At 34.2% G+C, this 11289-nt stretch carries 10 protein-coding genes; 2 read left to right on the forward strand and 8 right to left on the reverse strand.

Going from position 1 to position 11289, the window contains the following annotated elements:
- The 4 genes from Q0L29_RS07065 to Q0L29_RS07080 all read right to left on the reverse strand — a co-directional run.
- Positions 1-222, reverse strand: a 222-nt coding sequence (locus tag Q0L29_RS07065) for a sugar phosphate nucleotidyltransferase (protein ID WP_296620284.1), incomplete at its 3' end; no start/stop codon positions are given.
- A gap of 303 nt (positions 223-525) precedes the next feature.
- Complete coding sequence (gene dut, locus Q0L29_RS07070) at positions 526-957, reverse strand: dUTP diphosphatase (RefSeq protein ID WP_296620286.1); 432 nt, start codon at positions 955-957, stop codon at positions 526-528.
- A gap of 25 nt (positions 958-982) precedes the next feature.
- Complete coding sequence (locus Q0L29_RS07075; RefSeq protein ID WP_296620288.1) at positions 983-2551, reverse strand: lipopolysaccharide biosynthesis protein; 1569 nt, start codon at positions 2549-2551, stop codon at positions 983-985.
- 43 nt (positions 2552-2594) lie between these two features.
- Positions 2595-3380, reverse strand: coding sequence for an enoyl-CoA hydratase-related protein (locus tag Q0L29_RS07080; RefSeq protein ID WP_296620290.1), 786 nt, complete (start codon positions 3378-3380; stop codon positions 2595-2597).
- Positions 3381-3664: 284 nt separating this feature from the next.
- Here Q0L29_RS07080 and Q0L29_RS07085 point away from each other — a divergent pair, with 284 nt between their 5' ends.
- Positions 3665-4750 carry a T9SS type A sorting domain-containing protein gene (locus tag Q0L29_RS07085; RefSeq protein ID WP_296620292.1) on the forward strand — a complete coding sequence of 362 codons (1086 nt, stop codon included), beginning with the start codon at positions 3665-3667 and terminating at the stop codon, positions 4748-4750.
- A gap of 349 nt (positions 4751-5099) precedes the next feature.
- Here the strand turns inward: Q0L29_RS07085 and Q0L29_RS07090 are convergent, their stop codons facing one another.
- The 4 genes from Q0L29_RS07090 to Q0L29_RS07105 form a co-directional block, all read right to left on the reverse strand.
- Positions 5100-7085 (reverse strand): OmpA family protein, encoded by a 1986-nt coding sequence (locus tag Q0L29_RS07090; protein WP_296620293.1) that lies wholly within the window; start codon positions 7083-7085, stop codon positions 5100-5102.
- A 105-nt stretch (positions 7086-7190) separates the two neighbouring features.
- Positions 7191-7685 (reverse strand): hypothetical protein, encoded by a 495-nt coding sequence (locus tag Q0L29_RS07095; protein WP_296620295.1) that lies wholly within the window; start codon positions 7683-7685, stop codon positions 7191-7193.
- Positions 7686-7960: 275 nt separating this feature from the next.
- Positions 7961-8713 (reverse strand): 3-oxoacyl-[acyl-carrier-protein] reductase, encoded by a 753-nt coding sequence (fabG, locus tag Q0L29_RS07100; RefSeq protein WP_296620296.1) that lies wholly within the window; start codon positions 8711-8713, stop codon positions 7961-7963.
- 101 nt (positions 8714-8814) lie between these two features.
- The gene (locus tag Q0L29_RS07105; RefSeq protein ID WP_296620298.1) at positions 8815-9753 is read right to left on the reverse strand and encodes a hypothetical protein; all 939 of its coding nucleotides are present in this window, start codon (positions 9751-9753) and stop codon (positions 8815-8817) included.
- A gap of 379 nt (positions 9754-10132) precedes the next feature.
- Here Q0L29_RS07105 and lpdA point away from each other — a divergent pair.
- Positions 10133-11289, forward strand: a 1157-nt coding sequence (gene lpdA, locus Q0L29_RS07110; RefSeq protein WP_296620300.1) for a dihydrolipoyl dehydrogenase, incomplete at its 3' end; no start/stop codon positions are given.

The raw sequence follows: 11289 nt of genomic DNA on the forward strand, positions 1-11289 counted from the left end.
AGATTTAGCAATCTTCAATAGGCTCTCTTCTATTTCTTTTCCAAAAGATGATTTAATGATAAATCCGATCTTATCCACCTCACTGCCGCAAACTTTAGCGATGTCCTCCACCAAGCGTTGCACGATTGGTTTTCCTGCTATGGGTACTAATGGTTTCGGAACTGTTAATGTATGTGGGCGCATGCGTTTACCCATGCCCGCCATTGGAATGATAATGTTCATAATATTTTATATTTTTAAAGCCCCAAGGCTATTTTTCTTATTTTTAAAATTAGTGAAATTATTTTTTAGCTATTTATTATTCCAAAACTTGATTCTATTTTTTGTTCTTTACTCTCTAGCATTTCCCAAAACACCCCTATAATCCCCGCCAGCTGGCGGGGATAATCTCACGAATTGATTTGAATAGAAACAAAATCTATACTACTATTTTTCACTTCTCTTTCAAAAAATTAAAATCATAAAAGTTGCAATATAAAAGACTAAAGTCCTTCCGTGCATTTTCCCCCTTTGGGGGTTAGGGGGCTATTTCCCCGTACTCCCAAAACCACCTGCACTTCTTTCAGAATCTTCTAATGTTTCTACTAAGCTCCAATCAATTTGCTCATGCTGGGAGATCACCATTTGGGCGACTCTTTCACCAGATTCAATTAAAAAAGCTTCATCTGATAAGTTAACCAATAAAATCTTAATTTCTCCCCTGTAATCTGCATCAATCGTGCCAGGGCTATTCAAAACCGTAATTCCATGTTTAAATGCCAATCCACTTCTTGGCCGAATTTGCGCCTCATATCCATTTGGCAACTCCATAAACAAGCCTGTTGGAACCAAAATCCTTTGCATAGGCTTCAAATTGATTGGCTCATCCAAATTTGCTCTTAAATCTAAACCAGCTGCACTTTGCGTTTGATAAGCCGGTAATTCATTATTTGATTTATTTATAACTTTTACTTGCATAATATATTATTCTAATTCAAAAGTATCATTTTAATCTTTTGGAAAAAATCCTTTTGCGTTCATATAAAAACATAACGCCCGTATATAGTATTGTAATTCCTATTCCTAATCCATAATTAAGCCAAAGATTAGCCGGTTTGAAGTAGAAAAAAGCAACTATTATAATTCCCGCTATTAAAATGTTTAGCGCTATTTTACCTATAGGATAAGGAATCCTAAAATACTTTTGCCCCGTAAAATAACAATAGATCATCATACTAAAATAAGCCATTACCGAAGCTAAAGCTGCGCCTGTATATCCTAAAACAGGAATTAAAAGTATATTCCCTATTAGAGCAACTAGCCCACCCAAAACACTTATATAAACACCATAATAAGTTTTATCGGTGATCTTAAACCAAATACTCAAATTAATATAGATACCGAAAAACAATTTACCAAAGAGCAAAATAGGCACTAAAAAAAGCGCCTCTCTATATTCAGCACTTCTTAAAAATATCTTTCCGATCAAGTCGGCATTTAAACTAACCCCTACCCAAATTACTAAAGAAAGAGAAACGAAATAATATAATACTTTGGCGAAAAGCTCTGGTGCTTCTTTGTCTTCAGCTTGACTAAAAAAGAAAGGTTCACCAGCATAACGAAAAGCTTGAATGGCTAACATCATAAAAACGCTCAATTTGAAAGCAGCTAAATAAATTCCTAGTGCAGCCTCAGCTGTTTTTCCTTCATAAAAATTTTCGGGTAACAGATGCTCAAAAATTACTTTATCCAATTGGTCCACAGATATACCTGCAACTCCCATTAATAAAATGGGCCAAGAATAAACCAGCATTTTCTTCATTTTAGCCCAGTTAAATTGGAGCCTTACCAAGAAAATTTCCTTATATAAAATGAAAATCATGGATAAATTAGCCAGTAAATTTGCTAAAAACACATAGCCTATATCCAAAGGTTTTTGTTCCTCCCAATCCATGATGCCGATTTTCGCGAGATATGGAAAAAGCATTAAAAAGCATAAGTTCAATAAAATATTTAAAACAATATTGCTTATTCGAGTGAAAGCAAATTTTCTTGCTTTGTGTGCTAACCGCAGTTTCGCTAGTGGAATTGCAACAATAGCATCTATAAAAAAGATGGCAGCAAGATAACGCACAATGTATGTTTGAACAGATAACCCAAGAAATTGAATGATTTGTTCTGCAAATAAAAATATACCGCCACTAAAAAGGATTGAAGTTAATAGAATTGAAGTAAAAGCCTGTGCATAATAGCTTTCCGATTTTTCTTTAGTGCTAAAACGGAAATAGGCCGTTTCCATGCCGTAAGTATAAATAATATTCAAAAAAGCAGCATAGGCATAGAGTTCACCGATACTACCAAATTGTTCGGGGATAAAAACTGTAGTATGCAGTGGTACCAATAAATAAGTCAATACCCTACCCAAGATACTGGGCAATCCATACAAACCGGCTTCTGATGCTAACTTTTTAAGTGGGTTCATTGGAAGAAGTTGGGTGTTGGAAGTTGAGGGTTTGAATTGGTAATTGGGAAGATGGATGCCCAACTGAACCTCCATCTTCCTACTTACCATATTTTTAAAATTACTAATTAAAAAATTACTAATTATTAATTAATCACTCTCCTTTAAATTCAGCAGCTCTTTTCTCTAAAAAGGCCTTCGTTCCTTCTTTAAAATCTTCGGACTTGCAGCAAGCTGCAAAGCTATTTGCTTCCGTTTGATAACCATTTTCATCTCCTGTATAATAACCATTCACACAGTCTATTACCATACCAATGGCCAGAGGTGCTTTGCTATTTATTTTGCTTAAGATAGAATTAGCTAAAGTCATTAACTCCTCATGACTTTCTGCTATGTGATTTACTAAACCAAGGCTTTTTGCTTCCTCAGCTCCTATGAAATCAGCAGTCATCATGAGTTCTAAAGCTTTTCCTTTACCAATAAGCTGTGTTAATCTCTGAGTACCACCATAGCCCGGTATAATTCCGAGATTTACCTCAGGCTGACCAAATTTAGCATTAGGAGTTGCAATACGCATATGACAAGCCATTGCCAATTCACAACCACCGCCTAAAGCAAAACCATTTACGGCTGCCAAGACAGGTTTATGACATTTCTCTATCATTTCAAAAACTTCCTGACCATTCTCAGAAAACTTTCTACCATTCATTTCATTCAATTCTGATATTTCAGAAATATCAGCACCTGCTACAAAAGCTTTTTCTCCGGCACCGGTTAAAATGACAGATTTCACTTCATTATTATCATAAATATCTTGGAAAGCTTCACGCAATTCTTCTATAGTGGCGATATTTAGGGCATTTAGTTTTTCGGCTCTATTAATGGTGATGGTTAGTACACCATTGTCATTAGCCAGTTGTAGGTTTTCAAAATCAGCCATAAATGAATTCTAGTTTCTATTAAGTCACAAATATAGCGTATGCAGACCCAACCACAAAGAGCAAATTACTTTAATGATAATATGAGGATAGGTAAAATTAGAATTTGAAAGGTTTAATCGAGTAAATTTGTAGTTTCAACGGAAAAGCCAAGGACTTGACATCCATATTATGGTGAATGGTCGTATATTAGGTGTTCCATGTAAGGAAATATCGGTAATTCACCCACTGATTTTCAATTAGTTCTAAGGGAATCCCGTATATTTGCATATATAATTTTATGATTATGAAAAAGATTTTACTTCTTATCGGAATTTGTTTAAGTTTTTTAAGTTTTACAAAAGCTCAAGAATGTACTATTACGGCAACAGGTGGCTCAACTGGCAATCGGATTATATGTGATGAATGTGGTTGTGATGATAGTAATGGAGACGGAATAGGTGATTTAAATGGCTTACTAATAGAAACTGGTGCAAACATTGATACTATATTTTTTAATACTGATTTAATATCAGAAGGAGATATTGTTTTAAGACCTTCTAATACAAACATCTTTTTTATACCTGAAGGTGTCACTGTAATCGTAAATGGTGATTTACGATTTGAAGGTAATGCTTCTCCTAAAGACTTTATCGTAAATGGTGAATTGATAGTGAATGGAACTCTAGATTTTGAGAATCAACAAATAGCTATATCTGGTGGCGGAAGTATAGAGGCTGACTCAATATTAGGTGCCAGCAAAACTGCATGTACTACTGATCCTTGTGAAACGACAATTTCCGCAAAGACTTGTGAAGATGGTGGCACCAATTTTTGTGAAACCTCTCTGCCAATTGAACTAAAATCATTCGAAGTCTCAAAAGCGGGCCAAAACATTGCTTTAAACTGGGTAACTGCCAAAGAAGAAAACTTTTCTCACTTTGAAATTGAGCGTTCTATTGATCAAAATAACTGGTCACAAATTGGCTTAGTGCAGGGTATGGGAGAAAGCATGTCAGATGTTAATTATGATTTTACTGATAGAAATGCTCCTTTTGGCATAATCTACTATAGATTGAAAGCTGTAGATATTGACGCTACTTTTGAATACTCACCTGTGGTGAAAATAGAAATTGGTTTTGAAGGAAAATTGGCTGTTTCTCCTAATCCTGTGAAAGATGCTTCAAACCTAAAAATACAAGTGCCAAGTGAGTTTAGAGAAGATTTAGCTTATGTTGGCTTATTTGATTTATCTGGAGTGATAGTTCAGGAATTTAGAAACTTCAATACTGATGGTAGCTTACAAATCAATCAAAAATTAAAATCTGGTATGTACATCTTAAAAGTGAATCATAACGGATTGCAAGAAAATATTAGGGTGATTATTCAGTAGAGCCATCCCCCTACCTAACCCCCAAAGGGGGAATAAGCACAGAATTACTTTAGCTTTATAATTTGAAACTGATATAGATTCAATGTAAAATTAAATTAAAATTCATCATCATTCAACAATAGGGGAAGCCTCGCAGCAATGTGGGGCTTTTTTTAGCCCCTAGTCCGGCCCCCTAACCCCCAAAGGGGGAAAGACGCACAGAACTACTTTTGTTATCCAATTTGATTTAACATCATTACTTACTTTTATATTTCTTAAAGATTAATGAAAACAGTGATAATATTATTATTTACTGCTTCAATAAATCCGTGAGAATAATTCCCCCTTTGGGGGTTAGGGGGCTGGCTGTCTAATTAAAATCAAACTCATCAGTTGAGGCTTCGGGTACTTCTTTTTCTTCTTTAATCTCTACTTCTACTGTACCCTTTTTGAACTGAGCCTCTTCTTGCTCTCTTATTCTTCTGGCTATTTCTTTATCGTATTCTGTTACCTTAAACTCGGTTCTACGGTTAGTCTCGTGTTCTCCTTCTGTTTGGGCATCTTCTATAATCAATTGACTTTCACCATAACCTTTGGCCTTTATTCTGGAAGGATCAATTCCTTGCGAAATGATATAGGCAACAGCAGATTCTGCTCTTCGCTTAGATAATTCTTGATTGTAAGCAGCCTCACCTCTGGCATCGGTATGGGAACTCAACTCAATTTTAATAGGTGGGTTATCTTTCAAAATAGTAACCAATTTATTTAGCTCTATGGCTGCATCAGCCCTAATATTAGCGGAATCAAAATCATAATAGATGTTTTCAAGCTCGAAGGCTTTATCCAAAATGATTTCTTCCAGCAGAATCTCTGCTTCAAAAACCTTATTAGTGATTAAAGAATTTAGCTTGCTTTTATCTAAGGTTTTCCCAACTGTCGAGAACCTCTTACGAGTGGTGAAATAATTATCTTTCTCTGCTATAATAAAATAATCCTCCTCTTCAGAAACTCTAAAATTAAATTTACCATCTTGAGCTGTTAATATCTCGCCTAATAAAACGCTGTCTTGAGAGAATATTCTCACATTAGCTCCTGGTAGAATTACCTCTTCATCACTAGAATTATGAGTTGTAGTCACTCCTGCCAGGAAATAATTTACAATCTTCAAATCAGGATCTTCATTTTTGAAGGTATAAATATCATCTCTTCCTTCACCCCCCGGTCTGTCGCTGGAAAAGAATCCTCTATCGGGAGAATACATAAAAACAGCAAAATCATCTTTATTGGAGTTCATGGGTTTACCCAAATGAGATATCTTAATTTCCCCACCCTTTCTTTCAGCCACGAAAATATCAAGTTTTCCTAAACCTGGATGTCCATTGGAAGAGAAATACAGCTTGCCATCTTGAGAAGTAGAGGGAAACATCTCATCTTCAGAGGTGTTAATTTTATTGCCCAAATTTCGAACATTGCCCCACTGCCCACGGCTATTGACCGTAGCAGAATACAAATCTACTCCTCCAAATCCTCCTTCTCGAGTGGAAGAAAAATAAAGAGTACGCCCATCCTCACTAAATGCCGGAGTAGAATTCCATGCATTAGGATCGTTTATTTGCATTAATTCAGGCTCAGACCATGTGCTATTTCTGTAGCGAGTAATGTATAAGTTAACATCATTTAATCCTTTTCTTTTTCCTGTATTACCACGAGCAAAAACCATTGTTCTGCCTCTGGGGTCGATTGCTACAGAGCCTTCATTTGCATCAGGCCAATTAATGATGGCTGGTAATTTTTCAATTGTGGAGGTATCTATATTTGCACCTCTTGATTTGACTTTATAAATATCTGAAAAATTATCTCCAGTTGCTTTATAAATTTTGCTATCTTCATCTCTGGTGGAAGTAAAATACAGTTCATTATCATGAAAGAAAGGGGCATACTCTGCAGCAGGAGTATTGATTTCTTCTAAATTTTTTACTGTGTAAAAAGTCTGATCTTCAAGTATCTCATCTATGTTGTAAAGATTCTGTAGTTGAAATTCTGCCAGTCTTTTAATCTCAGGATTGTTAGCATTAGGTAAATAATTTTCTAGTACTTCTTTAGCACTTTTATAATCTGAGTTTGATTTCAGTGCTAAAGCATAATTATAATATACTTCATCTTCTCTGTAACCTGAATCTATTGCTGCTTCATAATATGGGGCTGCAATTTCCAACCTATTAGAAAGACGGTAGGATTCCGCACTAAAGAATAGCGCCTCAGCGCCATTATCATTTTTCTTAACTGCTTGCTCGTATAATTTAATGGCAGTATTATACTCACCTTTTTCAAACTTTTTTTCTGCTTTTTTATACACAGAGCATGCATTTAGAAAGAAAAAGGATATTAAAATTATATAAAATGTATTTTTCAATGATTCAGTTTTAAACATCTAGATATTAAAACGATAAACTTACTATAATCATACTTTTGCTTTAAAAAATCTTCCCATCCAACTTTCCCTAGCAGGAATTAACCAGTTTGTTTCAAAATCACCTTTAGTAGTCACCATATTATTAAAAGTTAGTAAATCAGCTGTAATCTCATCTGACTCCACTTTTGATTTAATTGATGGTAAATTTTCTAAAATTATAGCATCATCTTTCAGAAAAGCTATTTTACTTTTATCCAATAAGTTTATTTTCAACTCATTTTCTAAAGCTTTTACAAAATGAACCGATTTATCAATTGAACATCCTGTAGCAGGAGCTTTAGTTTCATCTACTGCCAACACTATAAACTGTTTGTACTTTATTTCTATAGTTGCATCTAAAGCTTTATTATGAGCAGTCCATGAATCTACAAATGCTTTACCATTTTGTAAAATAAATTGCTTTTCCTCCTCATTAAAAGGTCTTTCAGCTTGATAAACCCAAAGTCTTGAATTTCTATCTAACGCTTCAAAATTTGTGTACATAATTATTATATTAATATATGAGGTAAATCCCTAAATAAGAAATACTTCAAAATGAAATGTAACATTCAGCTAAACGGAAGCTAAAGTTAATAAGTTCGAGGAAAAATAAAGGAAAAAAGTGAATACTATTATAAATGATAAAAATCTTGTAGCCTTAAATAAACCTCTCAGGTTTTACTCCATCATATTTTGATAAAAATTAAATCATTTATAAGAAAGATAGCTATGAAAACCTGACAGGTTTAAAAGAAATAATTATATTTTTAAGTATAAAATCAAGTTAACATTCCGCCATCAACCTGGATTACTTGTCCTGTAATGTAGGATGACATATCAGAACCTAAGAAAACGCATAATTCAGCTACATCTTCTGGGGTTCCTCCGCGTTTCAACGGAATAGCATCTCTCCATCCTTGTACCGTTTTTTCATCTAAGGCATCAGTCATTTCAGTTTCAATAAAGCCTGGAGCAATGGCATTAGAGCGAATATTTCTAGATCCTAATTCCAAAGCCACGGATTTAGTAAATCCGATAATTCCAGCTTTAGAAGCAGAATAATTGGCTTGACCCGGATTTCCTTTTATTCCTACAACAGAAGTCATATTAATAATAGAACCACTTTTCTGCTTCATGAAAGTACGGTTGGCTGCTTTCACAGTATTGAAACATGATTTCAAATTGATATTGATGACATCATCCCACATTTCTTCCGTCATGCGCATTAATAAATTATCTTTCGTGATACCGGCATTGTTGACCAATATATCTAAGCTTCCAAAATCAGACACTACACCAGCTATTAATTCTTCTGCTGCTTTAAAATCTGAAGCATCAGAGCGATATCCTTTTACTTTCACACCATAAGCATCAGATAATTCTTTTTCCAAAGCCTGGCCTTTTTCTACACTTGATAAAAAAGTGAAAGCCACATTAGCGCCTTGCTCAGCATATTTTTGGGCAATTGCTTTTCCTATTCCTTTTGAAGCACCTGTGATGAGTGCGGTTTTTCCTTCTAATAGTTTTGTCATAATGGGTTTGTAGTTGATTGTAAAAAGTTTAAAATTACAAGGAATAAGCTAATTAAGAAAATGAAAGCAAAAATATAGAGTTCAAGTATTTAGAAATTAATCTATGAAACCATTGCTAGTATACTTAAGGTAATGTCCGAGCTTACTGATTCAGACCTTAAATCATACCAGAAATAAACATTCTTTATTGTTCTCAAGAAGCTATAAAGAGCAAAAATAAAAATGATAAAATATACTCCCCACTTGAAATAAACAGATTTTATTGACTCAAGAGCGTAATCAATTTGAAGAAAAATATTCAAAATAATCAATAGGTAAAAAATAGACAGATATCTTTCTGCAGCATAATATTCCACCTTGAAAACAAGCATCATGAGAAAAAAATAGATTAAAAATAACAGAGGAGATAAGAAAAGGATATTTCCCTTTTGGGCAAAATACTTTTTTGAAGATCTATAAATGATAATAAGCATAAGGGTGATGCTTATTAATCTTGATACAAATCCATCAATAGTATAAGGGAAAAACCAACTACTCAAAGCTTTTGAATAGGAAGAAAGATTGAATTCTATATGACTTAATCTTCCTGCTAAAAACGGCTGTATAAATCTTTCCCATCTTCCTAAAAAACCCTCACTAAAGATAAATACCCAACTGGAAATGAGGAAAAGTAAAACCAGAAATGAAACAAAAACCACTTTCTTATTTTTTAAAGTTAAAAGAAGAAATGCTAAGAGAGGAAAAATCAAAAATATACCCGCAAAACGTATAAATGGTAAAAAGAGTAGCAAAACAATGGCAGCAACCATAAATTTTGGCTGATTTTTTTGATGAAACTTATCCAACAGATAAAAAGAAAAAAACATAATGGATAAGAAGAGCGGTTCAGTCCAGAGAAAGGAACTTATTAATATATGAGGAGTGGCAAATACAAGAACGATTAAAAACGAATATCTCACAAATCTATCCGTAATTTTACGAGACCAAACTACGCCTAAGCCTTGAATGCATAAATAGCACAATAAATTTATCCAAACCATATTTTGTTCACCGAACAAAGTAATTACCATGGGTAAAACCGGTGGCTTAATATTAAATCCCTCTACAAGAAAAAAATTAGTTGAATTAACCTGTTTAGCTATCTCAATATACAAATGCGAGTCGTATGTATAGTCCAAACCGAAGAAATTTACTACCCAAAATATAATTCCGGAAATTAACAAGCATAAAAAATAATCGATATTCTTTTTATTAAAATACGAATAGAAAATTTCATTCATTAAAACAATTGTTAGTAGTATCAATAATTATTCAATGATATGGAAAATTTGATAAAAGCAACAAAATTTTTTTCTAGCCCCTTTTCCATTAAATTTGTCTGCAAGTAAAAACGAATCCAAAATTTAATTAATAGATATTATGGCATCAAAATATGACATTATAATAGTGGGCTCCGGTCCGGGTGGTTATGTAGCAGCAATCCGTGCCTCTCAATTAGGCAAAAAAGTAGCTATAGTTGAAAAAGAAAGTTTAGGTGGAGTTTGCTTAAACTGGGGATGTATCCCAACTAAAGCATTATTGAAAAGTGCCAATGTATTTGAATATATCAGCCATGCTGAGGATTACGGCATTACCGTAAAAGATGCCAAAGCTGATTTCTCAGGAATGGTGAAAAGAAGCCGTGGTGTAGCTGATGGCATGAGTAAAGGAGTTCAATTCTTGATGAAGAAAAACAAAATCGATGTTATTGACGGTTTTGGAAAGTTAAAATCAGGAAAGAAAGTAGAAGTAGAAAATGATGGTAAAAAAACGGAATATTCTGCTGACAACATCATTCTAGCTACTGGTGGAAGAGCTAAAGAATTACCAAATCTTCCAATTGATGGGAAGAAAATCATAGAATATAGAAAAGCAATGAGCTTAGAAAAACAACCAAAGAAAATGGTTGTAGTAGGTTCAGGAGCTATAGGTGTTGAATTCGCCTATTTCTACAATGCAATCGGAACAGAAGTTACCATAGTGGAATTTATGGATAGAATTGTGCCGGTTGAAGACGAGGAAGTTTCTAAAGCATTAGCTAAGACATACAAAAAAGCAGGCATCAATATCATGACCAGCTCTGAAGTAACTTCAGTTGACACCAAAGGAAGCGGTTGCAAAGTAACGGTTAAAACCAAAAAAGGTGAAGAAAAATTAGATTGCGATGTAGTACTTTCTGCAGTTGGTATTGACACAAATTTGAAAGGAATTGGCTTAGAAGACTTAGGCGTTTCAACTGACAAAGGAAAAGTATTGGTTGATGATTATTATAAAACCAATGTTGATGGCGTTTATGCTATTGGTGATATTGTTCACGGTCCTGCATTGGCTCACGTAGCTTCGGCAGAAGGTATTATCTGTGTAGAAAAAATCGCTGGTGAAAATCCTGAGCCATTAGATTACAAAAACATACCCGGTTGTACATATTGTAGTCCTGAAATTGCTTCAGTTGGCTATACTGAAAAGCAAGCTAAAGAAGCTGGTTACGACTTAAAGGTAGGTAAATTCCCATTCTCAGCTTCTGGAAAAGCAAGTGC

Source organism: Marivirga sp. (genome assembly GCF_024636815.1).
Classification (GTDB): domain Bacteria; phylum Bacteroidota; class Bacteroidia; order Cytophagales; family Cyclobacteriaceae; genus Marivirga.

What these genes read in the sequence shown, in the direction of transcription:
- dut (WP_296620286.1), bottom strand. Translation starts at nt 957, where the DNA reads ATGCAAGTAAAAGTTATAAATAAATCAAATAATGAATTACCGGCTTAT.
- Q0L29_RS07075 (WP_296620288.1), bottom strand. Translation starts at nt 2,551, where the DNA reads ATGGTAAGTAGGAAGATGGAGGTTCAGTTGGGCATCCATCTTCCCAAT.
- Q0L29_RS07080 (WP_296620290.1), bottom strand. Translation starts at nt 3,380, where the DNA reads ATGGCTGATTTTGAAAACCTACAACTGGCTAATGACAATGGTGTACTA.
- Q0L29_RS07085 (WP_296620292.1), top strand. Translation starts at nt 3,665, where the DNA reads ATGAAAAAGATTTTACTTCTTATCGGAATTTGTTTAAGTTTTTTAAGT.
- Q0L29_RS07095 (WP_296620295.1), bottom strand. Translation starts at nt 7,685, where the DNA reads ATGTACACAAATTTTGAAGCGTTAGATAGAAATTCAAGACTTTGGGTT.
- fabG (WP_296620296.1), bottom strand. Translation starts at nt 8,713, where the DNA reads ATGACAAAACTATTAGAAGGAAAAACCGCACTCATCACAGGTGCTTCA.
- Q0L29_RS07105 (WP_296620298.1), bottom strand. Translation starts at nt 9,753, where the DNA reads ATGGTTTGGATAAATTTATTGTGCTATTTATGCATTCAAGGCTTAGGC.